The organism is Marinobacter sp. F4206, from assembly GCF_019392195.1.
Classification (GTDB): domain Bacteria; phylum Pseudomonadota; class Gammaproteobacteria; order Pseudomonadales; family Oleiphilaceae; genus Marinobacter.
This window is the reverse complement of the sequence record NZ_JAHXKI010000003.1, coordinates 549,139-573,323: the sequence shown is the minus strand read 5'-3', so window position 1 is coordinate 573,323 and position 24,185 is coordinate 549,139. Positions and strand designations below refer to the sequence as shown.

The 24,185-nt window shown below is 58.0% G+C and carries 22 protein-coding genes and 1 tRNA gene; 8 read left to right on the top strand and 15 right to left on the bottom strand.

Annotated features, from left to right (window positions below; translation table 11 throughout):
• Positions 1-257 precede the first annotated feature (257 nt).
• Positions 258-899, top strand: a complete 642-nt coding sequence (locus KZO34_RS15785; RefSeq protein WP_219477795.1) for an MBL fold metallo-hydrolase — start codon at positions 258-260, stop codon at positions 897-899.
• On the opposite strand, the gene KZO34_RS15780 is transcribed toward KZO34_RS15785, so the two are convergent.
• Positions 896-2,512 (bottom strand): methyl-accepting chemotaxis protein, encoded by a 1,617-nt coding sequence (locus KZO34_RS15780; protein ID WP_219477794.1) that lies wholly within the window; start codon positions 2,510-2,512, stop codon positions 896-898. The genes KZO34_RS15785 and KZO34_RS15780 overlap by 4 nt on opposite strands.
• A gap of 253 nt (positions 2,513-2,765) precedes the next feature.
• On the opposite strand from KZO34_RS15780, the gene KZO34_RS15775 reads away from it, so the two are divergent.
• A complete protein-coding gene (locus tag KZO34_RS15775; protein ID WP_219477793.1) occupies positions 2,766-3,431 on the top strand; it encodes a hypothetical protein in 666 nt (221 codons plus the stop codon).
• Positions 3,432-3,434: 3 nt separating this feature from the next.
• On the opposite strand, the gene KZO34_RS15770 is transcribed toward KZO34_RS15775, so the two are convergent.
• Together KZO34_RS15770 and KZO34_RS15765 are read right to left on the bottom strand one after the other, a co-directional pair.
• The gene (locus tag KZO34_RS15770) at positions 3,435-4,058 is read right to left on the bottom strand and encodes an L-threonylcarbamoyladenylate synthase (protein WP_219477792.1); all 624 of its coding nucleotides are present in this window, start codon (positions 4,056-4,058) and stop codon (positions 3,435-3,437) included.
• Complete coding sequence (locus tag KZO34_RS15765; protein ID WP_219477791.1) at positions 4,055-4,411, bottom strand: BolA family protein; 357 nt, start codon at positions 4,409-4,411, stop codon at positions 4,055-4,057. The genes KZO34_RS15770 and KZO34_RS15765 overlap by 4 nt, the downstream gene beginning before the upstream one ends.
• A 125-nt stretch (positions 4,412-4,536) precedes the next feature.
• Here KZO34_RS15765 and KZO34_RS15760 point away from each other — a divergent pair, with 125 nt between their 5' ends.
• From KZO34_RS15760 to KZO34_RS15745, 4 genes are all read left to right on the top strand, one after another.
• Entirely contained in the window at positions 4,537-6,711 is a 2,175-nt protein-coding gene (locus tag KZO34_RS15760; protein ID WP_219477790.1) for a DNA topoisomerase III, read from the top strand.
• 115 nt (positions 6,712-6,826) lie between these two features.
• Complete coding sequence (locus KZO34_RS15755; protein WP_219477789.1) at positions 6,827-7,564, top strand: response regulator transcription factor; 738 nt, start codon at positions 6,827-6,829, stop codon at positions 7,562-7,564.
• On the top strand, positions 7,557-9,194 hold the full coding sequence (locus KZO34_RS15750; protein WP_219477788.1) for a FecR family protein: 1,638 nt from the start codon (positions 7,557-7,559) through the stop codon (positions 9,192-9,194). Before KZO34_RS15755 ends, KZO34_RS15750 begins: the two co-directional genes overlap by 8 nt.
• A gap of 33 nt (positions 9,195-9,227) precedes the next feature.
• Positions 9,228-11,795, top strand: a complete 2,568-nt coding sequence (locus KZO34_RS15745; protein WP_219477787.1) for a CHASE2 domain-containing protein — start codon at positions 9,228-9,230, stop codon at positions 11,793-11,795.
• A gap of 38 nt (positions 11,796-11,833) precedes the next feature.
• Here KZO34_RS15745 and KZO34_RS15740 read toward each other — a convergent pair whose 3' ends face one another.
• The 4 genes from KZO34_RS15740 to KZO34_RS15725 all read right to left on the bottom strand — a co-directional run bounded on the left by KZO34_RS15740 (position 11,834) and on the right by KZO34_RS15725 (position 15,035).
• Positions 11,834-12,079 (bottom strand): fibronectin type III domain-containing protein, encoded by a 246-nt coding sequence (locus KZO34_RS15740; protein WP_257900443.1) that lies wholly within the window; start codon positions 12,077-12,079, stop codon positions 11,834-11,836.
• Between the two features lie 592 nt (positions 12,080-12,671).
• Complete coding sequence (locus KZO34_RS15735) at positions 12,672-13,475, bottom strand: DODA-type extradiol aromatic ring-opening family dioxygenase (protein WP_219477786.1); 804 nt, start codon at positions 13,473-13,475, stop codon at positions 12,672-12,674.
• Positions 13,476-13,522: 47 nt separating this feature from the next.
• On the bottom strand, positions 13,523-14,470 hold the full coding sequence (locus tag KZO34_RS15730; protein ID WP_219477785.1) for a glutathione S-transferase family protein: 948 nt from the start codon (positions 14,468-14,470) through the stop codon (positions 13,523-13,525).
• 88 nt (positions 14,471-14,558) lie between these two features.
• A complete protein-coding gene (locus KZO34_RS15725; RefSeq protein ID WP_219477784.1) occupies positions 14,559-15,035 on the bottom strand; it encodes a DoxX family protein in 477 nt (158 codons plus the stop codon).
• A 164-nt stretch (positions 15,036-15,199) separates the two neighbouring features.
• On the opposite strand from KZO34_RS15725, the gene KZO34_RS15720 reads away from it, so the two are divergent.
• Positions 15,200-16,096, top strand: a complete 897-nt coding sequence (locus tag KZO34_RS15720; protein WP_219477783.1) for a LysR family transcriptional regulator — start codon at positions 15,200-15,202, stop codon at positions 16,094-16,096.
• A gap of 202 nt (positions 16,097-16,298) precedes the next feature.
• Entirely contained in the window at positions 16,299-16,838 is a 540-nt protein-coding gene (locus KZO34_RS15715; RefSeq protein ID WP_219477782.1) for an HdeD family acid-resistance protein, read from the top strand.
• A gap of 135 nt (positions 16,839-16,973) precedes the next feature.
• Here the strand turns inward: KZO34_RS15715 and KZO34_RS15710 are convergent.
• The 8 genes from KZO34_RS15710 to bamA all read right to left on the bottom strand — a co-directional run bounded on the left by KZO34_RS15710 (position 16,974) and on the right by bamA (position 24,185).
• Positions 16,974-17,050 (bottom strand) — tRNA-Met (locus KZO34_RS15710).
• A 70-nt stretch (positions 17,051-17,120) separates the two neighbouring features.
• A complete protein-coding gene (rnhB, locus tag KZO34_RS15705) occupies positions 17,121-17,816 on the bottom strand; it encodes a ribonuclease HII (protein WP_219477781.1) in 696 nt (231 codons plus the stop codon).
• Positions 17,816-19,000: a lipid-A-disaccharide synthase gene (lpxB, locus tag KZO34_RS15700; protein ID WP_219477780.1), complete on the bottom strand. Its 1,185-nt coding sequence runs from the start codon at positions 18,998-19,000 to the stop codon at positions 17,816-17,818. The genes rnhB and lpxB overlap by 1 nt, the downstream gene beginning before the upstream one ends.
• Positions 19,001-19,021: 21 nt before the next feature.
• Entirely contained in the window at positions 19,022-19,813 is a 792-nt protein-coding gene (gene lpxA / locus KZO34_RS15695; RefSeq protein WP_219477779.1) for an acyl-ACP--UDP-N-acetylglucosamine O-acyltransferase, read from the bottom strand.
• Positions 19,813-20,250, bottom strand: coding sequence for a 3-hydroxyacyl-ACP dehydratase FabZ (fabZ, locus tag KZO34_RS15690; protein ID WP_219477778.1), 438 nt, complete (start codon positions 20,248-20,250; stop codon positions 19,813-19,815). Before fabZ ends, lpxA begins: the two co-directional genes overlap by 1 nt.
• A gap of 10 nt (positions 20,251-20,260) precedes the next feature.
• A complete protein-coding gene (gene lpxD / locus KZO34_RS15685) occupies positions 20,261-21,286 on the bottom strand; it encodes a UDP-3-O-(3-hydroxymyristoyl)glucosamine N-acyltransferase (protein WP_219477777.1) in 1,026 nt (341 codons plus the stop codon).
• 40 nt (positions 21,287-21,326) lie between these two features.
• Positions 21,327-21,824, bottom strand: coding sequence for an OmpH/Skp family outer membrane protein (locus tag KZO34_RS15680; RefSeq protein WP_219477776.1), 498 nt, complete (start codon positions 21,822-21,824; stop codon positions 21,327-21,329).
• 42 nt (positions 21,825-21,866) lie between these two features.
• Positions 21,867-24,185 (bottom strand): outer membrane protein assembly factor BamA, encoded by a 2,319-nt coding sequence (gene bamA / locus KZO34_RS15675; protein ID WP_219477775.1) that lies wholly within the window; start codon positions 24,183-24,185, stop codon positions 21,867-21,869.

The following is a 24,185-nucleotide window of genomic DNA, read 5'->3' as shown; positions in this document are numbered from 1 at the left end:
TCGATCGCATCCGGACCATGCAACCACCCGGTATTACCGCCCCAGATATATCCGTGGGCGAATGATTATGTGTCTATAAGCTACCGCCTAATCGGACAATTGCCAGTCCAATGCCCTATTATCCGTGTGGAGTTGCGCTTGAATTGAGGGCTGTGTCACATCGCGTCCGGATCTGAGCGAAATCCATCCGGGTTTAACAAATTGCGAATTGTCGTAGACTACTCCGCCAAAATGATCTGACAGAGGTAGCACCTGCCATGAAATACCGCATCATCCCGGTTACTCCCTTTCAGCAGAACTGCACGCTGATCTGGTGCGAAACGACCAGGAAAGCGGCGGTGGTGGATCCGGGTGGCGATCTTGATCGAATTCGCGCAGCCGTCAGAGAAGAAGACGTTAGCGTTGAAAAAATCCTGCTAACCCACGCTCACATTGACCACGCCGGCGGCACGGCGGAACTGGCAAGGGAGTTGGCCGTACCGATCGAGGGCCCGCACCGGGAGGACCACTTCTGGATCGCAGGCCTACCCCAGCAGGCGCAGATGTTTGGCTTCCCAACACCCGAGACCTTCACTCCGGACCGCTGGCTGACCGACGGTGAAGCGGTGACTGTCGGAGATCAAACCCTGCAGGTGCTGCACTGCCCGGGCCACACGCCCGGCCATGTCGTGTTTTTCCATCAGGCGTCGAGGCTGGCACTGGTTGGCGACGTCCTCTTTCATGGCTCCATTGGCCGCACCGATTTCCCGAAAGGCGACCACGCCACGCTGATCCGGTCGATTCGGGAGAAACTGTTCCCCCTGGGGGACGATGTCGCTTTTATCCCGGGACACGGCCCCATGTCCACGTTCGGAGAAGAGCGCGCCACAAACCCGTTTGTCTCAGACCATCGTGGTTAGTCCTGCGACAACCTGAACTGGCCGATGATCTGCCTGAGATTTTCCGCCATGGCCAGCAGATCCCCCGCAATGCGAGACGTTTGCTGGGCATCCTGAGAAGTTTGCTCGGCGGAGCGGCTGATCTCGATAACGTTGTGATTGATCGATTCAGACACCTCGCTCTGCTCGTTAGCCGCGCTTTCCATCTCCTGGTTCAGGTCGGTGATCTGCCGCACAGCCAGGGCAATGGTCTGAAGCTCGGACTCGACCCGTAGAATAGCCCGGACCTGGTGTTCCGCCATTTCCGAGGCGTGACTCATGGTCCCGACACAATCCACCACTTCATTTTTTAGCCCGGTGATGGTGTTGCGAATCTCCTCCGTGGAATCCTGGGTACGGGACGCCAGTGCCCGAACCTCATCCGCCACCACCGAGAAGCCGCGCCCCTGCTCTCCTGCCCTCGCTGCTTCAATGGCGGCATTCAGAGCCAGCAGGTTGGTCTGGTCTGCAATGTTGGAAATGACCTCAAGCATGTCCGACATCTGGCTGGTGCGCTGGTCGAGTTGTTCAATTCGCCGTGCGCCCGACTGAACCTCCGCGTTCAGCGCCTGGATGCCTTCCACCGCATCCCGTGCCAGCTGTTCACCGGCACTGGCAGAGGCGGCTGTGTCGGCCGATTTCTGGGTGGTATGAATGGCGTTTTCTCGAACCTGAACCGCGGAGGCAGCCATCTCCGTGGTGGCACTGGCCACCTGGTCGGTGTTGTCACGCTGAGCCAGCACTTCCCGTTCGGTGGTCTCTGATTTCTCCGCTATGCCGCGGGCGGCGCGCTCGACCTGCTCGGCATTATCCATCACCGTATGCATACTCTCGCGGATTTTCGCCATCATCCGGTTAAAGGCCCGGGACACCGATCCAATCTCATCGTTTCGGCCCACCTCGAGTTCAATGGTCAGGTCGGAATTGCGGGATATCTCGTCCATACGGTCATGGAGCCGTCGCAGGCGTACAAACACCAAGCGGGCAAGGGCGAAGGCGGTCAGGAAAAACACCACGGCGAAAATCACCGCCTGGATGCCACCACTGGTCAGCAGCTGTTGATTCAGCCGCGCGTCGGTCGCAGCCAGGGAATAATCCACCCGAATGGCACCAAGTACCTGTCCTTCCTTGGCCTGATGACATCCGAGGCAGTTCACTCCCTGGTAATTCTCACTGGCAACAACAGGCTCGACCAGCGTGTAGACACGGCCATCGTCATTGCTGGAATAGGACTCGACTCGCTCACCGGCAAGGGCCTGCCGATCCAACGCATCACGTTTCTGCTCGGCTGCGGTACCTTTGCCGAACATCTGGTTCAGGTGATCACTGCGAACGACCCGGATATCCAGAACCTCGTCCGGGGCCATGACTTTCTCGCGCAAGACATCCCGGTTCGCGATCGTGCCCGTCACCATCATGGTGTTTAGGCCATCGAAATAGGATTTGGCGAGACCATCCACGTATTGGTGGCTGAATTCCTCCATATGCTCGCGCTGAGCCTGAGCGTTGTAGAGAACCGTTAGCACGAGAATCAGGGAGAATGCCGCCGCCAGCGCGGCGAGCAATAAAAAGCGGATGGAGTGTTGTTTTTTCATGGCAGTCCGGCTGAAAGGCACACAGAGGGTGATTTAAGTGTCGCGTTTGGCGTCGGTCAATGACAACGAATCGACATCGGACTCTATAGAAACGCGTCATTTTTTTACTGACACAGATCAGATCTGAGGCAACTCCCAGACAAAATCCGCCCCTCTCACCCCCGTCGTGCGGAATGGCCCGAAACGTGCATATATCAAGGCAGACGATGATTTTCCGGCACCCCTATTCGTTGCCAAGAGAGGACAAAAAGCCATGTCACTACTGACATCCCTGATCCGGGCGAGCACCCAGTTTCAGCAGGCGATGGAAAAACGCCCGTCGCCGGACAGTGCGGCGCAGGGGGCGCCAGCGAAGGCTGACAGGCCATCTCCCCAACCCGCTGGTGCGCCGGGTGATGACCGTTTCACCCCTTCTGGCGAAAACAGCACGGACCTGGCCAACCTGAAATCCCGCAAACTCGCGATGACGGATTACAAACAGTCGGTGGGGCAGGATCTTGCCTTCGTGCGGGAGACTTTGCGGCACAAGCTTGCCGAGTATAGCCTTGCGCCAAACACGGCGCTGAACGTTAATCGGGATGAGAGTGGAAAGATTCAGGTGAGCGGCAAGATCACCGAGGAGTCCAGGGCAGTCATCGAAAATGACCTGAACATCAACAAGAACTTCAAAGACGCGTTCAGCCGCTTGAGCATCAATGAGCCGACGCTACATTTCATGGACAACGCCCTGAAACTGAACCAGGCCTACGGGGTAAACAACCCGCTACTGGACACGCTCATCAGCGAGAACCAGCAGTTCAACGGGCTTCAGGACCTCGTACACCGCTATGACACTCTGCGTCGCTCCGCCGGTGCCGAACAACTCGAAGCGTCGGACAACAACCGGAGCTACGCCTTCAACCTGAACGCCCGGGCCTAGGCCCTACACCTCAAACGGCGCGGGATCACCCTTACCGACCCGCGTCACCACCGGGGCCTCGCCGGTGAAGTCCACAACCGTCGTGGCCTCCATACCGCAGAAACCACCATCAATGATCAGGTCCAGCTCATGCTCCAGGGTCTCCCGGATGTCGTAGGGATCGGTCATGGGCTCGGTTTCACCGGGCAGGATCAGCGTGCTGCTCATGATGGGTTCGCCGAGCTCCCCGAGCAGCTCCTGAACAATCGCATTGTCTGGAACACGGACGCCAACCGAACGCCGCTTGGGGTGCAGAAGCCGGCGCGGCACTTCACTGGTTGCATCCAGAATGAAGGTGTACGGGCCGGGGGTGAAGTTCTTCAGTAACCGGTACTGGGTGTTATCCACCTTCGCGTACACGCCGATATCGGACAAATCCCGGCATACGAGCGTAAAATTATGCTTGTCATCGAGGCGCCGAATCCGCTTGATCCGGTCTGCCGCCTGTTTGTCGCCGAGGTGACAGCCGATGGCGTAGGCAGAATCCGTAGGGTACACAATCACCCCGCCCCGACGCAGAATATCCACCGCCTGGTTGATCAGCCTCTTCTGCGGCGTTTCCGGGTGTATCTGGAAAAACTGGCTCATGAGCCCTCTCCCCGACTCACGGATGCTGTCATGGCCGGATCCTTTTTTGACCCACCCATGCAATTGGGCGACTCGGGCACTGAATACCCTGCGGCCTCCCATTCCTCTGGCGAGTACAAATGCAAGGCCAGCGCGTGGACTTCGCCCGCCAGTTCATCGGCCAGAACGCTGTAGATAGCCTGATGGCGCTTAACTTTCATCTGACCCTCGAACTCTGGCGATACCAGGGTCACCTTGAAGTGCGTCTCGGAATTCGGCGGCACGCTGTGCTTGTGACTCTCGTTTTCCACCTGCAGAAGACGGGGCACAAAAGCCCCATTCAGCTTGGCCTCGATGGCGTTCTGGATCTTCATTATCCTATCCTTCTCCGAATGCTTTGTTTCCTGCAGTCTACTACACAAACCGCCAGCCACCCGAACCTTGACAGCAAAGAGCCAAACCGCCACATTCCCATCCCGATCCCATCGCACGCAAAATCATGCTTCTTTATATAGCCGAAAAACCAAGCCTCGGCCGCGCCATTGCCGCCGCCCTGCCCGGCCCGTACCAGAAAGGCCAGGGTTGGATCCGTTGCGGCCAGGGCGATGATGCCGCCACCGTCAGCTGGTGCATTGGTCACCTGCTGGAGCCTGCAGAGCCGGCGAGCTACAACCCGGCGTGGAAGAAATGGCGCCCGGAACATTTGCCCATGTTCCCGGAGCAATGGCAGGTCATGCCCAAGGACAGTGTGCGCCAGCAATTGAAGGTGCTTGAATCCCTGATACGGCAGGCGAAAACCATTGTTCATGCCGGAGACCCTGACCGGGAGGGGCAGCTTCTGGTGGACGAGGTTTTACGGTATTTCGGCGCAAAGGCACCAGTCCAGCGAGTGCTGATCAACGATCTTACCCCGACTGCGGTGGCCAGGGCCGTGCAGAGCCCGAAAGACAACCGTGAATTCCGCCGGCTGTCCCACTCGGCCCTCGCTCGCCAACGCGCAGACTGGCTCTACGGCATCAACCTGACTCGCTTCTATACCCTGACCTATCAGCAACAGGGCGAACAGGGCGTCTATTCCGTCGGTCGGGTGCAGACTCCGGTTCTCGGGCTCGTCGTAGAACGCGACAACACCATCGAGAACTTTGACCCCAAACCCTATTTTCGCATTGAGGCACGGTTCTCGGCCCAGGAAGAAGAAGCGGATCAAACCTCCTTCACCGCGCGCTGGCTCCCGGACGATCAGTTCCAGGATCACCTCGATGAGGAAAACCGTGTGCTCGACAGGGCAACCGCCGACCAGATTGCCGCTGACACCAATGGCCGCCCGGGAACCATCGTCGAGTCGCGGTTTCGCGATCGCCCGGAAACGCCTCCTCTACCTCTATCGCTCTCGGCCCTGCAAATCGAGGCCGGCCGCTTATTCCGCATGGGCGCCAAAGAGGTGTTGGACACGGCGCAGAGCCTGTATGAGCGCCACCAACTGATCACCTACCCGCGATCGGACTGTCGCTACCTGCCGGAGGGACATTACGGCCAGCGGGAACAGGTTGTGCGGGCGATTGGCAGAGTTGCGCCGGATCTCGCCGAGGCCTGTAGCCAGGCAGATCTTGAGCGCCGCACCGCCGCCTGGAACGATAAGCAGGTTGACGCTCACCACGCCATCATTCCGACCAGCCGTCCGTCCCCCAGCGGCAAGCTGACGCCGGCTGAAGAAAAAATCTACGGCCTGGTCAGCCGTTACTACCTGATGCAGTTCGCGGCCGATGCCGTGCACCGCGAAGGCCACCTGACCGTGCGAGTGGCTGAACACAAATTTCGGGCCACCGAGACAGCCGTGCTGACGCCAGGCTGGAAAGCCCTGGAACTGAAAATGCGGGAAGGCCGCAGCGATCCCCAGAAGGCACCACTTCCAAGACTGGAAAAGGGCGAGCCGGTCCTGTGCGACGATTGCTCCATTACCGAGCGGAAAACGAAACCGCCACAGCATTTCACCGATGCCACTCTGCTGTCGGCCATGACCAACATTGCCCGCTTCGTCAGCGATGCCGAGTTACGGAAAACGCTTCGTGAGACCGATGGCCTGGGCACCGAAGCCACCCGCGCAGCCATCATCGACACCCTGTTCAAGCGGGATTATCTGTACCGGGACAGCCGCCACATTCGGGCCACCGACAAGGGAAAGGCGCTGATCAACGCCCTGCCCGAATCCGTCAGCAAACCGGACCGAACCGCCGTATGGGAAGCCACACTGGAGAGTATCCGGCGTGGCGAGGGCGATCCCCGCGTATTCCTGGACACCCTGAAACAGGAAGTCCGAGAATTCATTAATCGCCCGCAGGGTGACCGCGTCGACGAGGCGACCAGGGAATCACAGCCCGCACAGGTGCACTGCCCGAAATGCCGTGCGCCCATGACCGAAAGAGATGGCAAATTCGGGCGTTTCCACGCCTGCACCCGATACCCCGACTGCACCGGCACCCGCCCCATTGAGGATGCGACCCCGTCGGATGGCACCGGCCAGAAACCGATCCCCTGCCCTCACTGTTTTTCGCCACTGGTCAGGCGAAAAGGTAAAAAAGGCTGGTTCTGGGGCTGCAGTAATTTTCCCGCCTGCCGACAAACGGTTAATGACGAGGATGGAAAACCTGCCATCCGTTTACGCAAGTCTACATAACGATACTGAATAGATTTTCACATTTTGTGATAATCCCGCGGTATGGCTGACCGGTCCGTCTGGTTTTCAGCTTATCGGCAAGATCACAACAGCGAGCAACTCCGGGAGAGGCTTCATGCGAATCGCGCTGCTTGAAGACGAATACGAACAGGCACAGCACGTACAGTCGATGTTGTCCGAACGGGGGCACCACTGCGACAGCTTCCCTGCTGGCCAGTCGTTCCTGAGCGCCGTCCTGCATCGCAGTTACGATCTGCTGATCCTTGACTGGCAGATACCCGACATGACCGGCATCGACGTACTGGAAAGCGTCCGGGCCCAGCTCAACTGGTCCATCCCGGTGGTCTTCCTCACCCAGCGTGATAGCGAGGCGGACGTGGTGAGGGCACTGGATGCGGGGGCGGACGACTACCTCGCCAAGCCGGCACGTGAAGCCGAGCTGGTTGCCCGGATTAACGCTCTTGCCCGCCGGATCAATCCGGACAGCGACAAGGAGGTACTCATATACGGGCCTTTCGAGGTCAACACCCAGCGCCGTATCATCACGCTGCACGGGGAAGAGCTGACCCTGACCGACAAGGATTTTGACCTGACGCTGTTCCTGTTCCAGAACCAGGGTCGACTTCTGACCCGGGAGATGCTGCTGGAGCGCGTCTGGGGTCTGGCACGGGACATCAACACCCGCACCGTGGACACCCACATGAGTCGCCTCCGCCGTCGCCTTGGGCTGAATCCCGAAAACGGATTCCGGATCAAGACCATTTACCAGCGCGGGTACCGGCTTGAGTCCATGAAGACGCCGGAGGCAGAGACCGCAGACATCGTCGAGACTGACCGGGCTGCAAATGGGTAAAACGGGAATACAACGAATTCTCCGGGCGCTTTGGGCGCCGGCATTTCTGTTGACTGCACTGTCCGCTCAGGCTGAACTCTCCATTACCCAGGGGTCGGCGTCGTCGGTCACGGATTCAGGAAAAGCCACGACACCCGAGTGGATCTACACCCTGCGGCCCGGTGAGAGCTATCGTCAGGTGGCCGTAGAACTCCTGGCGCCCGGTTTTACTGCCGCGCGCTTACTGCAGTACAACAAGATCGAGAAAAGTTCCGTACTCGCCGAAGGCGACAGCATCCGAATCCCCCTGTCCTGGCTGAAACGTCAACCTGATCCGGCCCGTGTCACCACGGTTTCCGGAAACGTTCAGCTGATTTCCGGCACGGACGGCCGCAAACTGCCATTGACCCCCAACACCCTGATTCGCGTAGGCGATGAAATTCTCTCCAGCTCTGGTTCTGCAACCATCGCCCTGGCAGACGGATCGGAAGTGCGCATTGCCCCGGACTCCCGACTGATCTTCAACCGCCTGACCCAGTATGGAAAATCCGGAATGGTGGATACCCGCCTGCGCCTGCATAAAGGCGAAGTGCACACCCGGGTAAAACCGGTAATAGAGGGTGGTGCGCGATTCGAAATTGAAACCCCGTCTGCCGTCGCGGCGGTTCGGGGAACCGCGTTTGCGCTGCAAACGTCCGTGAACGGCACCAGCCTCCAGGTCACCGAGGGTGTGGTTGATTTCGGCGCGCCTGGAAAAACCCGCCGCATCCCGGCGGGATACAGCGCAACGGTGTCGACCGCGTCCAATACCGGCCTCAGCATCCGTCGCCTTCCCCCGGCACCGGAGGTGAATCCGCTGCCATCCACCCTGAACCAGCTCCCGGCATCGATAAGCTGGGCGCCAAGCCTCGCTCCACGTCATCGCCTCGACATTTTCGAGTCCGACAGCGGTCGCTGGGTGGAAAGCCGAAAACTCGACAGCAACGAGTTCAAACTCAGCATGCTCGACAACGGCGACTACGAGATTCACCTGGCGGCACTGGATAGTCGGGGCACGGCCGGCATGCCGGCGGTGATTCCCATCGAGATTGATCTCCAGGCCCAGGCCGCAAGCCTGGTGGCGCCGGCCGCCGGCGGCGTCGCCAACGATGACATGCCGGAGTTCCGCTGGAGCCTGAATGGTCAGAACGAAGTCGCGCGGGTGGAGATTGCCGAAGACGACAGCTTCCGGGAACTGGTCACGACGAGCGAATGGGCCCCCGAAACCTCGGCATTGCCTCTGCGCCCGCTCGGACCCGGGCAGTATTACTGGCGGGTTGTCACCGAAGCGGGCGGCAATTCAGTGGCCACCAGCGAAACCCGGACACTGGTGGTCAATGGCAGCCTGCCCCCGGTGCGCATCATCAGTGTCAACTACGTGGATAGCCAGGTGCGGGTCTTCTGGGAGAAGATCAGGACCGCGAAGGAATATCGCCTGCAGCTCTCCGAAGAACCCGAATTCCGCAACATCATCAAGGAGGCGCAGCTGGCTGACACCACGGCAGCCTTGCGTCTGATTCCCGGAAGACGGTATTTTGTGCGGCTAAAAGCTCTTTCTGACGGCCCCCTGACCAGTCGCTGGGGACCCGGGAGGGAACTCTACCTGGAATAATCCATTGATCGACAGAACGACACAGCAGGGCTCATGAACCGGGATTGGCTGCCAATAAAAACGACCCCCTGGACCATGGGCCTGATCCTGCTGGCACTCCTTCTCCTGATCCAGTCCTCCGCCCTGCCCCAACGGCTGGACTTCTGGCTGTTCGACCAAGCGACGACCACCGCCCCGGCACCCCCATACGACAACGTTGTGATCGTCGCTATCGACGAGCTCAGCCTGGAACGACTCGGGCGCTGGCCCTGGCAAAGGTCCATCCACGCGGAGCTCATTGACAAGCTGAAGTCCGCCGGCGCAGAGACCATCGTCTTTGATGTCCTTTTTCCAGAACCCTCGCAGGATGACACGGCGCTTGCCAAGGCCATGCGGCGCCACGGAAATGTCATTCTGCCCATCCATCTTTCTCCACCGACGACCAATCACCTGCTGGGCGAAGAATTACCCGCGCCAGAGCTTGCAGCGGCAGCCGCCAGGCTCGGTCACGCCCATGTTGAACTTGATGAAGACGGCGTTGCCCGAGGACTCTATCTGTTCAATGGCCTGGGCAACCAACTGTGGCCCAGCCTTTCCCTGGCGGCCGCGAATCCCCCTGAAGGAGGGGCCGACACGCCGGCCGCGCCCCCATTCATGAACGTCCGGGATGAATACAGGGCTGTGTCACTTGCGGGAGGAGCGGGCACCCTGCCCACGTACTCGTATATCCGGGTACTCAACCAGCCACCAGCGCCCGAGGTTTTCGAGGGTAAGACGGTCTTTGTCGGGGCGACGGCGGCAGGATTCGGTGACATTCTGCCCACACCCTTTTCGGGATTGAGCCGGCCTATGTCGGGCGTGGAGTTTCATGCCAACACATTTTCCGCGCTCAGCCAGAACCTTCTGATTCGCCGGGCCCCGACGTGGCTTGGACCGATCCTCACCCTGGCCATCGTGATCGCGCTGTCTGTGGCGCTGCCAAGAATGCGCCCGACTCGCACCATTGCCGCCTGCGTAGTGACCGTGTTAACGCTGCTCGGCTTCTATTTCTTTGAGCTGTTCGGCGCCAACCTCTGGATTCCTATTGCGAATGCCCTGCTGGTCCCGTTGCTGGCACTACCGCTGTCCAGTGGCTTCCGGTTGGCCATGACTAACCGCTTCCTCAACCGGCAACTGGACGACCTGGCCCGTAGCCCGCACATTTCCGTTCCCGAACCTTCCCGCCGGCATCCCGCCCAGCTCCTCGAACACTTTCAGGCACTGCTTCAGCCGGAGGGATGGCTGCTCTGTGAAGGCCAGAATATTTTGTCCCAGCGAGGCCTCACCGCCGCTGACATACCGGAAAACCTGGAAACCGGCAGCTGGGCCCATGACAGCAACCGAAGCTGGATAGAACTGCTGCGCGGCACCACCATCTATACCCTCGGTCTGATCTTGCCGAACGACCTGAGCCGCGAGGCCATTCAACGCTACCTTCGCCGGCTCCACCTTGAAGTCAACGATGGCTTTCGCAAAACAGCAAAGCCCCGGGAGAACATCTCGGCCAGAATCGAGCGGGTGCGTATCGCCACCGAACGACTCAATCACATGCAGCAGTTCATCCGGCGCAGCTTCGAGCGCATGCCCGACGGCATCATTGTCACCGATGAGCTGGCCGTGATCCGCTTCGCCAATGGCCACATCGAGGAATGGTTCCAGGAACCAATGCCCAGCCTTGCCGGCCTGCCCCTGGCCCGATTGCTTGAGGGCCATGATCCCCGGGAAACGCCCCCCTGGCACGAAACCGTCTCGGAAACCCTGACGCTGCGACAGAGCCGCACAGTCGATCTGCACATTCACAACAAGGACTTCCTGATCCACTTTGCGCCCTTCGCCCTTCCGGACAGTGATCAGCACGGCATCATCGCCAACATCTCTGACATCTCGGAACTTCGTGAGCAACAGCGTCAGCACCGGGAAGCAATTGACTTCATATCCCATGACGTTCGATCGCCCCTGGTGTCTCAGCTGGCACTGATTGAGCAGTTGAAACGGGATCCCAGCCATATTGAAAAAGAACAGCTTGAACAGCTTGGCCGGCTTGCCAGGAGGAGCTATCACCTGGCGGAAGAGTTTGTTCAGCTGGCACGCGCCGAACAGCTGACGGAAACCCGCTTCTATGAGTGCGAATTCCTGGCGATCGTCGAAAATGCCCGTGACAGTGTCAGCGAACAGGCAGCTGAAAAGAGCATCCAGCTCCAGCTACAGGGAACCGAGGATCTCTGGTTGAAAGGCAATGCGGAGTTGCTTGAGCGGGCGGTCATCAATCTACTGACCAACGCCGTTCAGTATAGTCCGGCTGGCTCGGCGATCGATATTCAGGTTTTCCGCGCGGGTCACCAGGCCTGCCTGACAATCGGCGACGAAGGCAGCGGCATTGATGAGGATGAGTTACCCCACCTGTTTGACCGCTATCGCCGTCAGAAGCGAAGCGAGCTCGCCGGCGTGCATGGCACGGGTCTGGGCTTGTCGTTTGTGAAGACCGTGGTGGAAAAACACAGAGGGGAAATCTCGGTGGCTTCGACGCCAGATGAAGGCTCCACCTTCACCCTGAAGCTCCCGATTGCCGACCCCCTTGCCTGAGACTTCGTTACTTCAGGCATACAAGGGGCAGTCACGGATCAAGACTGGATAGATTTGCTAACCACGTCTGAAGGTTCGCTCATCAGGCCACTGGTGTCCTGAACCTGAATTGTAAAGTACCAGGTACCGTTCTCCAGACCGTTAATCGCGTAAGACATTTCCGCTTCCGACTGGGCGTTGTTCACAACGATTTCCTCGCCCAGGTCCTCGGCATCCTTTCCATACCGGATCACGTACTTCTCCAGCTCACCCATTTGGATGCTTTCGCCGTTCGCCCGTGTCATGGGCGCATTCCAGCTCAGTACCGCAGTTTTTTCATCGACGTATCCGCCGCCACCTACGTTAGACCCTGTTCCTGCACTGGAACCTGAAGAACCGCCGCCACAGCCTGTGAGAAGAGCTCCGATTGCGAATGCGGCGATACCTGCTGTTGCCATTCTGTTGACGCGTTTCATATCTATAATCACCATTTAATTGTCGTTTCAGTGGAGTTGTTCAATTCGTGGGCAATTATGAAGGGTGCAAACGTCAAATTCCAAATTACAAATTGGTCAATTTTCCGTCAGATATTGGTAACAAAATATTCCACAACTCTGTTTTTTGGATGTTTTTTAGCCAGAAATGGAATTTAAGTACGGACTACTACGTATCAATTGGCAGCAAAACAGGCAAGGAAAAGCGTCACATTAGACAGGAATTCATCGGGGTAGGACGAAATTCAGAGATAAATTTGACGTATTTTGCTCATGAGTTGGCAAAAAAATACGTCAAATTATGATCACAGGCAGTAGGTGTATTAGAACGGGGCGACGAAAAGAGGCGGGGGTCTGCTTTAAAGGGATGTCGAACGTCGTCCTGAAAGGACTACAAGGATGATCAGCCCTCCCAATAGAAGATTCCGGATTGCTTCCCGAGGATTGTTGCCGTCATGCGAGCATCACTGGCCCTGCCCGCCAGCCCGTAACAGACGTGCAACGGCAGAAGATGCTCTTCCCGGGGATGACAAAATCGGGCGTGGGGAGCCCGATCCCAGTGGGCCAGACGTTCGGCGCGCTGTGACTCCAGCAAGCCGGCATCGGTACAGGTCTGATTCAACCAGTCCTCGAAAGCCTGGTTGCGGGCCTGGACCTCCCGGGTATTGGGCGCGAAAAACGCCCGCATGTTGTGAAACGAAAAACCGGCCCCGATCACCAGCAGGTTCTCGCAGTCCAAGCCCCGCAGGGCTCGGCCTATCGCCAGGTGTTCGCCAGCGTCCAGGCTGTTCACCAGCGAAAGTTGAATACACGGAATATCCGCCTCCGGGTACATCAGCTTTAGCGGCACAAACAAGCCGTGATCGAAACCGCGCTGAGCATCAAGCCGCGACGGGATCCCCGCCTTATTCAATGCCTGGTAAACCTGACTGGCAAGCGCGGGCTCGCCCGGGCACGGATACTGTATCTCGTAAGCCTCGGGTGGAAAGCCATAGTAGTCGTAGATCAGTGGCGGGCTGGCTCCGGCGGTGATCGTCGGTACCGGTTCCTCCCAGTGCGCGCTGATCACCAGAATTGCAGACGGTTTTTTCAGCATTCCGCCGAGGTCGATGAGATGATCCACCAACTCCCTGTGCCCCGGGTCGCCCAGCAGAGGCATCGGCCCGCCGCCGTGGGAAATGAACAGCACATCAGGTTCTTTGATCATAGCTAAGCCTCCAGCAATCACTTGTAGCATGGCACTGAAAATGCCGGTCAGAGCTTACCCGGGCCCGCCGGTACAATACCGCTCGGGTTCAGGGCCTTGATGGAGTAATACCCGGCCTTGATGTGATCGAGGTTCACCGTGCTGGCAATGCCGTCGAGCTTCAGGATCCGATGCATATAGGCATGCAGACGGGGCATGACCTGCAACGTATTGCGGTTGCACTTGAACAGGCCGTGATAGGCCGCATCGAAGCGCACCAGGGTTACGAACAGGCGAATATCCGTTTCCGTCAGACGATCCCCGAACAGGTAGGGACGCCTGTCTGCCAGTCGCGCCTCCAGCTCGTCGAGGGCCGCGAAAACCTTGGTGTAAGCCTCGTCATAGGCCTCCTGACTGGACGCAAAGCCCGCCTGGTAGACACCGTTATTCAGATCCGAGTACAGATACGCATTGAGGCTGTCGATGTCGGACGCCAGATCCTCGGGATACAGGTCCGACCCCTTGTCCACGATGCCCCGGAACGCACTGTTCAGCATCCGAACCACATCCGCAGATTCGTTGTTTACGATTGTCCCGGTATGCTTGTCCCAGAGCACAGGCACCGTGGCCCGCCCGGAGATTGTCGGATCGGCGCGGGTATACAGCTCGTGCATGTAGCGTGCACCGTTGAGCCCGTCCTCATCCGCACCGGGGTAACCACCGAACTGCCAACCCTGGTCGGTCAGCCGCGGATTGACGACCGTTACACCGATCAGGTCCTTCAGCCCTTTGAGTTCGCGCACCATCAGGGCTCTCGAGGCCCAGGGACAAATGTACGCCACGTATAGGTGATAGCGCCCCTTCTCGGCTCTGAATCCGCCAGTTCCGGTAGGCCCGGCGGAGCCGTCTGGCGTAACCCAGTTCCGGAATGGGGACGTCTGTCGGATAAAACGTCCCTGCTCGTCCTTCGCCTGTACCGGTTGCCAGTTTTCTTTCCAGGCGCCATTTACCAGCATGGTCCTGTTCTCCTGTCAGCAAGGCACTCCCCACACTGGAGGAGCGCCAACTCAAACCTAAACGTTTCTGCAATGTGGACACTGGCTGTTACAGGGCGGCCCGCTGGCCCTGCCCGGCACTGCCGAGTCGCTCGAGAAGCACGTTATCGAGGGCAAATCGGCCACCACCCTGAATGGCCAGGGCCACGCTCACCACAAACAGGGTCAGGGCGTACTCATAGCCGTTGTTGGACATGAACAGGCCGTTGCCGATGTGGACGGCGAAGATCGCGACGAGCATGGCAATCGCACTGACCACCGCAGCGGGACGGGTCAGCAGGCCAAGGGCCAGGGCCAGGCCACCAAAGAACTCTGCGCTGCCGGCCAGTAACGCCATCAGGTAGCCTGGCTCCAGGCCGATGCTCGCCATCCACTGCCCGGTGCCTTCAAGGCCGTAGCCGCCGAACCAGGCGAAAAGTTTCTGGGCGCCGTGGGCGGCGAGAATCAGACCGACCGGCACGCGAAGTACCAGAGCAGCGAAACCGGCATTGGATTGGAGCAGTGTCTGTACGAATTGAGTAGTCATGATGGTCCCCTCGAATCTTGCTGTCGTTAATTTGGCCCGAAGCTCCCGCCTCAGGTGATGTAGTCACTCTACTATCGCCAAATTGAAAAACTAAGATGACCAACGTTGCTTAATTATCAACATCGCATTGATAATGATAGAAACAGGAAAGACGGGATAAACCAATGGACCGTATTGATGCCATGCGTGCCTTTGTCACAGTAGTAAGCGAAGGTACGTTCACGCGCGCCGCAGATCGGATGGAGATGTCCCCACAGCTGGTCAGCAAATACGTTTCCCAGCTTGAGCGGCACCTTGGCGTGCGCCTGCTGAACCGCACCACCCGCAAGATTCATCTGACGGAGGCGGGAGCAAGCTACCACCAGCGCGCCCAGCAAGTGCTGAATGACATTGATGACATGGAAAACCAGCTTGGCGACCTGCAGACCCAAGCGCGCGGCCTGCTGCGCATCAGTGCCCCGGTTTCTTTCGCCATCCGCCATATGGCGCCATTGTTGACGGACTTTCAGAAAGCCCACCCTGCCGTGAACATCGACCTGCAACTGAACGATCGCAAGGTCGATATCCTCGAGGAAGGCTTCGATATCGCACTACGGATCGGCCACCTGAAAAGCTCCTCACTGATTGCCAAACGTATTGCGCCAGTCCGCCTGGTCATGTGCGCCTCCCCGGACTATCTGCAACGACAGGGCACACCTGATCGACCAGAGGCGCTAGGCGACCATCAATACCTTCGTTACAGCTACATGGATGTGGATGCCACCTGGTCGATACACCGATGGCTGCAGAATGCCGGAAGCGACATGGTCAGCAACAACGGCGATGTGCTGGTAGAAGCTGCCATCGCCGGAGCCGGGATCGCCCTCCAGCCCACCTTTATTGCAGGCTCCGCGATCCGGGAGGGGAAACTTCGGATTATCCTGCCAGAGCACGAGCCAGAGCCAATGGCGCTCTATGCCGTGTATGCCCATCGGCAGCTGCTGGCAAGCAAGGTTCGTAGCTTTGTGGATTTCATGGATGGTTATTTCGGGGAGCCACCCTACTGGGATCGGTTTGAGTAACCAGGCGGTCAGGCGTTCGCTAAAGCGCCCTATCGACCATTTGCTTTCAGGTTTTACTTGCCGGACCGCTTCATCCTGGAATTCGGGTGAATAACGTTGGTTGCTCCTAGCGCTTTCTCCCATGCTTTGAACATAGGCCAGGAGTGTCCACCAGAGTGGGGAAAGTCCATCCGTAGATAGAACCGAAAAAAAAGAGCCAGTCGTGAGAATCAACCATTCGACCAAATATTTCTGGTTAGGGCTGTTGACCATGGCGCCAGGTGTTGTTGTTCTGTTCAGTGCCGTCTTTGCATCTGCTGCAATAGTCTCTGTGATCGGAATTTTTCTTTTGCTTGGTGGTGCGCTTCAGATTGCCTTGGGATTTGGCAAGGAAGAAACCGCGCGTAAGCTTCTGAACTGGGCGCTGGGCGCGCTCATGGCCTTTCTAGGCTGGACCTTCATGGCCAATCCGCTGGCGGGACTCATTTCTCTCACCACCCTTTTGCTGATACTTCTGGCGGCAAGCAGTGTCATCCAGATCATGTTTGCTTTCCGTGTGAAGCACATCAAGGGTACCCAGTCCTTTTGGCCGCTGCTGCTAGCAGGAATCATCTCCTCGGCGTTGGCCATCGTTCTTCTGTCCTCGCCAGAAGCCACGATGGCTCTGCTCGGGGCTTTGCTTGGGCTTCACATGCTGGCGGCTGGAGCAAGCCTGACGATCATGGGGATGCTTATGAGAAGGACGGCGGATCAGGCGAATTAGAAAGGCCATTCAGATAAAAAGGCGAGCGCACGATGCTATTCCGAAGCTCTGGCACCTATTTGTCACACAAACTTTCTGCAGCCCTAAACGCAAAAAAGGCAGATCAGTGAATCACTGATCTGCCTTTTTCTTTTATGGTAGCGGGGGCTGGATTCGAACCAACGACCTTCGGGTTATGAGCCCGACGAGCTACCAGACTGCTCCACCCCGCATCAAAACTGGTTGTTTACCGGGACTACCCCGATCAACGTGCGCGTATAGTAAGGACTGACAAGCACACTGTCAATTGCTATTTTCAAACAAGTCAGAGGGAAAATGAAGCCCCCCGGCATCAGCGGTTTCCTGGGCCTCTGGCTGCTTCCAAAAGCCCGTTTTCTCGATCGCCTCCTGGACCGGCCGGAAGGATCGACGATGCTCCGGCGTAACACCGAGGCGAAACAGGGCTTCGAGGTGAACCGGTGTCGGATACCCCTTGTGCTTCGCCAGGCCATAGCCCGGATAGCTCTGCTCCAACACTTCCATCTCCCGGTCTCTGGTAACCTTTGCCAGGATGGATGCCGCACTGATCTCCTTTACCCTGCTGTCGCCCTTGACCACCGGTTCGGAGGCCCAGCGCCAGTTCGGGCACCTATTGCCATCAACCAGCACATACTCAGGCTCAATCCCGAGCCCGGCAACCGCACGCTCCATCGCGACCATTGTGGCCTGGTAGATGTTCAACTGGTCAATTTCATGGGCCTCACAACGGCCAATACACCATGCCGCGGCCTTCTCGATGATCTCATCGTAGAGCGCGTTGCGCTTCTTTTCCGTCAGCTTTTTGGAATCCGCCAATCCCGCAATAGGCCGGTCCGGATGAAGAATCACTGCGGCGGTCACAACCGCTCCGATGAGCGGCCCCCGCCCCACTTCATCCACGCCCGCCAGCAACTGGCCCTGGTAGGAACATTCAAATGGTGGCAACTCAACACGTGCCATCAGGCTCGCCTCCCCTCCAGCAAATCAGATACCGCTTGCGCCGCCTTCTCATCGGCGTCCTGCTTCAGGGTCTGATGCAGTTCAGTGAAGGCGTCGACCAGCCGCTGGCGCTCCTGCTGGTTCTCCAGCCGCTCCAGCACTGCAGAGCCTAGCGCCTCGGCGGTGGCATCGTCCTGTAGCAGTTCAGGAACCAGAGTCTCTCGGGCCAGAAGATTGGGCAACGCAACATGAGGCACTTTGACTAAACGAGACAGCAGCGCGTAGCTGAAATCACTCAGTCGATACCCCACCACCATCGGCTTTTTCAGCAGCATGGCTTCCAGCGTCGCAGTGCCGGATGCCAGTAGCACGACATCCGAGGCCGCCATGACCTCGCGTGATTTTCCACGCACAATAGTAACGGGTAGTTTCACTTCCAGGGCGTCAACCAGATCCCGAACCTGTCTTTCCCGCTCCCGATTTACACAGGGAATCACCAACTGCAAATCCGGTCGAGTCTCCTGGATCCAGCGAGCGGCCTCCAGAAACAGGGTTCCAAGGCGTTCCACTTCTCCGGCCCGGCTCCCCGGCAGTACCGCCAGCAAAGGCGCGTGTTCGGAAAGCCCCAACTCCCGGCGGGCCTTGCCCGTTTCCGGAACCATGGGAATTCGATCGGCCAGAGGGTGTCCCACAAAGGCCACTGGCACCTGATGCTCCTCGTAAAAGCGGGCCTCAAAGGGAAACAGCGTGAGCATCAGGTTCACGGACTTGGCAATCTTGAAGATCCGCTTCTGTCGCCACGCCCAGACCGATGGGCTCACATAGTGAACCGTCGGAATACCCGCTTCGCGACAGCGGCGTTCAATGGTCAGGGTAAAATCCGGGGAATCGATGCCGATCACCACGTCCGGCGGGGTAGCAAAAAAGTAGTCCAGCAAGCGGGCACGTATCTGGAACAACTCGCGGATCCGCCCAAGGACTTCAACCAACCCCATCACGGAAAGCCGCTCCATCGGAACCAGGGAGTGGAAACCCTCGGCAATCATGTCGTCACCGCCAATCCCGACAAATCGGGCGGCCGGATATCGGGCCCGAAGCGACCGTATCAGCCCGGCACCGAGAATGTCTCCCGATGCCTCGCCGGCAATGATTCCAAAGGTCATTGGGCGGTTGCTGACAACCGCACGGTGTAATGGATGGTCCATCACCAACAGGCTCCCGCCAGGTTAGCGGATGATGCCGCGGTGAGCTCGACGCAGGGAGTCGATGAGGGGACTTATTTCGGGAATGTCCTGATAGGTGCTGGCCAATTCTTCCACGGCCTGCTCCGTGGTCAATCCCTGACGATAGATCACCTTGTAGGCTCTACGTAAGCTGAGCAGCACTTCTTTGCTGAATCCTCGGCGCTTCAGCCCCTCCACGTTCATTCCGTGGGGCTGGGCCGACTGACCGCTCGCCATGACGTACGCGGGGATGTCCTTGAGCACAATGCTACCACCGGCCGCCATGCTGTGCGCACCGATGTTGCAGAACTGGTGAACCATCGTGCCGCCACCGAGAATGGCAAAATCACCGACGTTGACGTGGCCGGCCAGGGTTGCACAGTTGGCTAGAATGGTGTTGTCGCCAACGATACAGTCGTGGGCAACATGCACGTAGGCCATCAGGAGATTGCCATTGCCGATGCGGGTTTCCCCGCGATCCTGAACGGTGCCCCGATGGATGGTGCAGTTCTCGCGGATAACGTTGTCATCGCCGATGATCAAAGTCGTCGGCTCACCAGCGTATTTCTTGTCCTGACATTCCTCTCCGATACTGGAGAACTGGAAAATCCGGTTGTTACGTCCGATCACGGTCGGCCCTTTCACAACCACGTGGGACAGAATCTCGGTGCCATCCCCTATCTCTACACCAGGGCCAATGTAACTCCAGGGACCAACGGTTACGTTGCCACCGAGCTTGGCTGATGGGTCTACAATCGCTTGAGGATGAATACCCGACCAGTCACTTGTCGCCATCAAACTTCTCTCTCAGCGGTCAGAATCTCTGCCACGCACACGACTTCACCGTCGACCAGTGCCCGACATTCGAATTTCCAGATGCCACGCTTGCCGGAAATCAGTTCTGACTCCATACAGAGCTGATCTCCGGGCAGCACGGGTCGCTTGAAACGTACCTTACTGGAACCAGCCAAGTATTGTACCACGCCGTCTGCCGGTTTCCGTTCAACGGTCACAAAACCAAGAATGCCGGAAAGCTGAGCCATGGCCTCAATGATCAGCACGCCCGGCATAATCGGGTTATTGGGGAAATGGCCTTGAAAGAATGACTCGTTGAACGAGATATTCTTGTATCCCTTGATCGATTTTCCCTTCTCGACCTCCGTGACCCGATCCACCAGCAGGAACGGATAACGATGAGGCAGATATTCCATAATTTCGTCAATTCGCATCATCTTGTCGGCCTCAGCCCTCTAATTTCTTTTCCAGTTCTTTGATCCGTCGTGCCAGGTCATCCAGCTGCCTGAAGCGCACCGCATTCTTTCGCCACTTCCGATTGGTATCCGCGCTGGTTCCGGAGGAATAGACGCCCGGCTCCCGGATGTCGCCAGTAACCAGCGTCATGCCGGTCAGATGCACCTGGTCCGCAATGTCCAGATGGCCCGCTACTCCGGACGCGCCACCGAACACACAATGGCGACCGATCCGGGTGCTGCCGGCAATGCCAACCATGGCCGCCATGGCGCTGTGGTCACCGATCTGAACGTTGTGAGCAATCTGTATCAGGTTGTCGAGCTTCACTCCGTCACCGATGACCGTGTCATCAAGAGCGCCCCGGTCTATGGTGGTGTTCGCCCCGACCTCGACATCGTTGCCCAACACCACGCGCCCCAGCTGGGCAATTCGGTGCCACACGCCTTTCTCGTTCGCAAAACCGAAGCCGTCAGACCCGATAACAGCGCCACTCAGGATATGACAGCGCTGCCCCACAATCACATCATGGGCAAGCGTTACCCGCGGGCGAATAACCGTTCCCGCGCCCACTTGTGCCCGGGCCCCAATCACCGAGCCCGCGCCAACCACCACCTTTTCGCCGATTTCCACGTCAGCTTCGATGACGGCGTTTGGACCAATTGACGCGTCATCCGCCACGCGGGCACTGGCGTCAACGACGGCTGACGGGTGAATGCCGGGCTGGGAGACGGGCTCAGGGTCGAACCAATGGCTCAGACGAGCATAGCCCAGGTAGGGATTGTCCAATAACAGGACATTGGTCTTGGCGTCCCCGGCCGATGCCGGGGACATGATCACGGCCGAGGCTTGAGAGTCCGCCAGATACTTGGCGTAGGAGGGATTGGCCAGAAAACTTATCTGGCCGGGACTGGCAGCCTGCAAGGTGGCAAGCCCCGCTACCTGAACATCGGGGTCACCCCGGAGTTCGGCTCCTAACGCCTTGGCGATTTCTTCGAGCCGAAAGGACCTCTCTGTCATTACTTGCTCCAAAAACGTTCCGGGGAAGCCCCCACCAAGATTAACGGTTCAGCTTTTCAAGCAGTTGAGAAGTGAGGTTCATTTCAGGCTTCACGTAAACCACGGCCTCGCTGGGGAGAATCAGATCGAGGTCGTTTTCTTCAAGCAACTCTTCGACCGCGGCGTCGACTTCCGGACGTGCCTGCTCGAGGAATGCCTGCTTACGCTGGGCAACGGTGCTGTCCAGACGCTGCTTCAGGAAATTGAACTCTTTGACCTTTTCCTGAAACTCGCCAGCCAGCTTGTTACGTTCGCTCTCGTTCATCATGGCGCCATCTTTTTCCAGACGCTCCTTGAGCTGACGCGCCTGCTCCTGCACTTCCCGGACTTTGGCCTCATCGCCGGCGAAATCCTTCTGCAGGGACTCGCTGAAGCTCTTGGCATCGTTTGACGAGAACAGCGCCTGTCGAAGATCCACGACGCCGATGCGGGTTTCTGCCAGTGCCGGGAACGAGAGTGCCATCAAGGCAGCCGCAACCATCATTACAATTCGAGACATCAGTATTCTCCTCGTTTCATCCATAATTTTTATCGTCATTCGTCAGAACGTCTGGCCCAGGGAGAACTGGAACACCTGGGTATCATCACCAGCCTTGTCGTTCAGAGGTTGCGCAAGGCTGAAGGCCAGCGGACCTACCGCGGTAATCCACTGGAATCCGACGCCGGCAGACAGCCGCACTTCATCCAGAGCCGGATCGAAGCCGCGATCGGTATCAAAAACCTGACCGGCATCAACAAAGAAGGCCGTCCGCATGGAGCGGCTGTCGCCGGCAAACGGCGTCGGGAATATCAGCTCCAGACTGCCTTCGGTGAGCAAGTTACCACCGAAAGGATCGGGCTCAGACAGATCGTTCGGGTTGTTGGTTGCCCTCGGACCCAGTGAGTTTGCCTCGTAACCCCGAACGGAACCGTAACCACCAGCGTAGAAATGCTCATAGAACGGCATCTGGGTTCGGTCCTTGTAGCCATCACCATAGCCGATATCGGTTCGGGCGCGCACTATCCAGCGGCCCGAACTGGTCAGGGGCTGATAGAAATCGGTCTTGTGACTCAACTTATAGAAGGTCAGGTCACTGCCGGGTACCGCGAGATCCAGAGACACCGAGTGACTGTAACCGTCGGTCGGTAACACACCCCGGTTAAGGGTACTGCGCCGCCAGCTGCCGAACAGGAAGTAGTTATCGAAGGAGTCCCCTTCTTCATCGATGAAATCAATGACTTCCTGGGACGTGAAGGCACCTTCCTTGATATTGGAACGGGTGTAGCCGAGACCGAAGTTCAGGCGTGTAATGTTATCTGTCGGATAACCGAAGGTGACCCGACCACCGTACTCGTCCAGCAGGTAGGATGAGATGTCCTCTTCCTCGTAATCGGTTTCGCGGGCAAACAGGCTGAACCCGCGACTTACTCCATCCACCGTATAGTAAGGATCCAGATAGGAAACGTTGGCGCTCTTAACGGAGTCACTGACGTTAACACCGAACGACACCCGCTTGCCGGTACCGAAGAAGTTGTTCTCCGACACGTTGGCACCAAGGATTACGCCGGAGTCCTGGGAGAAACCAACAGATGCAGACAAGCTACCGGTGGGCTGCTCCTCTACGCTGTAATTCACGTCAACCAAGTCATCGGTACCCGGTACCGGAACGGTTTCCACGTTCACCGTCTTGAAGAAGCCCAGGCGTTCAAGCCGGGTCTTGGAGAATTCAATGCGGTCGGAAGAAGCGATACCACCTTCCATCTGGGTCATTTCCTGACGCAGGACATCATCACGGGTGGACACGTTGCCGTCAAAATTCACACGGCGAACATAAGCACGCTTGCCGGGCTCCACGAAGAAGGTAACCGCAGCGGTGTTGTTCTCTCCGGGCTCAGGTACCGCGTTCACATTGGCAAACGCGTAGCCTTCACGCCCCAGTCGGAACGACAGTGCCTCGGAAATCGCGGTCATACGGGCGCGGGAGAAAACATCCCCCTCTTCCACGGGGATGAGCTTTCGCAGTTCTTCTTCACCGACAATCAGGTCACCGCGCAGATTGATTTCGGAGATGGTGTACTGCGGCCCCTCATTCAGAGCGATGGCAATAAAGACCTGCTGTTTGTCCGGCGAGATCGATACCTGACTGGACTCCACGTTGAAATCCAGGTAACCACGGTCAAGGTAGAACGAGCGCAACGACTCAAGGTCACCACTCAACCGCTCGCGGGCGTATTTGTCCGAGTTGGTGATGGAATTCCACCAGCTACTGGTCTGCAGCTCGAACAGGTCGAGCAACTGCTCGTCCCCAAAATCCTGATTGCCCACGATATTGATGTGATGAATGGCGGCAACCGTGCCTTCGTTAATGTCCAGACTAATCGAGACCCGGTTCCTTGGCAGCTCTTCTGCTGTTGCCGTTACCCGCGCATTATACCGACCCTGGGCGATGTAGGATCGAAGGATTTCCAGCTCCAGTCGTTCAAGGGTGGCTCGCCGGAACACCTGGCCTTCCTGAAGACCGGCACCCGACAACGCGTCCATGAGCATGTCGGTCTCGATGTTCTTGTTGCCCTCAATCTCAATGGCGCTGATGGAAGGACGCTCACGGACGGTTAGAATCAGGACACCGGCGTCGCGGCTGGCTTCAATATCGGTAAAGAGACCGGTTCCGAACAGGGACTTGATCGCATCGGCCAATTCGGCGGGATCGACCTGCTCACCGATGTTAACGGGAAAGGCAGAAAAAACGGTACCTGCAGATACCCGTTGCAGGCCTTCGACCTCAATGTCTGCAACTGTGAATTCATCTGCAAGAGCTGGCTTCATGCCGGTCGTGGCAACAGCGAGGCCAATAGCTACACCTAGAAGAGAACGTCTCAT

What these genes read in the sequence shown, in the direction of transcription:
- KZO34_RS15785 (WP_219477795.1), top strand. Translation starts at nt 258, where the DNA reads ATGAAATACCGCATCATCCCGGTTACTCCCTTTCAGCAGAACTGCACG.
- KZO34_RS15780 (WP_219477794.1), bottom strand. Translation starts at nt 2,512, where the DNA reads ATGAAAAAACAACACTCCATCCGCTTTTTATTGCTCGCCGCGCTGGCG.
- KZO34_RS15775 (WP_219477793.1), top strand. Translation starts at nt 2,766, where the DNA reads ATGTCACTACTGACATCCCTGATCCGGGCGAGCACCCAGTTTCAGCAG.
- KZO34_RS15770 (WP_219477792.1), bottom strand. Translation starts at nt 4,058, where the DNA reads ATGAGCCAGTTTTTCCAGATACACCCGGAAACGCCGCAGAAGAGGCTG.
- KZO34_RS15765 (WP_219477791.1), bottom strand. Translation starts at nt 4,411, where the DNA reads ATGAAGATCCAGAACGCCATCGAGGCCAAGCTGAATGGGGCTTTTGTG.
- KZO34_RS15760 (WP_219477790.1), top strand. Translation starts at nt 4,537, where the DNA reads ATGCTTCTTTATATAGCCGAAAAACCAAGCCTCGGCCGCGCCATTGCC.
- KZO34_RS15755 (WP_219477789.1), top strand. Translation starts at nt 6,827, where the DNA reads ATGCGAATCGCGCTGCTTGAAGACGAATACGAACAGGCACAGCACGTA.
- KZO34_RS15750 (WP_219477788.1), top strand. Translation starts at nt 7,557, where the DNA reads ATGGGTAAAACGGGAATACAACGAATTCTCCGGGCGCTTTGGGCGCCG.
- KZO34_RS15745 (WP_219477787.1), top strand. Translation starts at nt 9,228, where the DNA reads ATGAACCGGGATTGGCTGCCAATAAAAACGACCCCCTGGACCATGGGC.
- KZO34_RS15740 (WP_257900443.1), bottom strand. Translation starts at nt 12,079, where the DNA reads ATGACACGGGCGAACGGCGAAAGCATCCAAATGGGTGAGCTGGAGAAG.
- KZO34_RS15735 (WP_219477786.1), bottom strand. Translation starts at nt 13,475, where the DNA reads ATGATCAAAGAACCTGATGTGCTGTTCATTTCCCACGGCGGCGGGCCG.
- KZO34_RS15730 (WP_219477785.1), bottom strand. Translation starts at nt 14,470, where the DNA reads ATGCTGGTAAATGGCGCCTGGAAAGAAAACTGGCAACCGGTACAGGCG.
- KZO34_RS15725 (WP_219477784.1), bottom strand. Translation starts at nt 15,035, where the DNA reads ATGACTACTCAATTCGTACAGACACTGCTCCAATCCAATGCCGGTTTC.
- KZO34_RS15720 (WP_219477783.1), top strand. Translation starts at nt 15,200, where the DNA reads ATGGACCGTATTGATGCCATGCGTGCCTTTGTCACAGTAGTAAGCGAA.
- rnhB (WP_219477781.1), bottom strand. Translation starts at nt 17,816, where the DNA reads ATGGCACGTGTTGAGTTGCCACCATTTGAATGTTCCTACCAGGGCCAG.
- lpxB (WP_219477780.1), bottom strand. Translation starts at nt 19,000, where the DNA reads ATGGACCATCCATTACACCGTGCGGTTGTCAGCAACCGCCCAATGACC.
- lpxA (WP_219477779.1), bottom strand. Translation starts at nt 19,813, where the DNA reads ATGGCGACAAGTGACTGGTCGGGTATTCATCCTCAAGCGATTGTAGAC.
- fabZ (WP_219477778.1), bottom strand. Translation starts at nt 20,250, where the DNA reads ATGATGCGAATTGACGAAATTATGGAATATCTGCCTCATCGTTATCCG.
- lpxD (WP_219477777.1), bottom strand. Translation starts at nt 21,286, where the DNA reads ATGACAGAGAGGTCCTTTCGGCTCGAAGAAATCGCCAAGGCGTTAGGA.
- KZO34_RS15680 (WP_219477776.1), bottom strand. Translation starts at nt 21,824, where the DNA reads ATGTCTCGAATTGTAATGATGGTTGCGGCTGCCTTGATGGCACTCTCG.
- bamA (WP_219477775.1), bottom strand. Translation starts at nt 24,185, where the DNA reads ATGAGACGTTCTCTTCTAGGTGTAGCTATTGGCCTCGCTGTTGCCACG.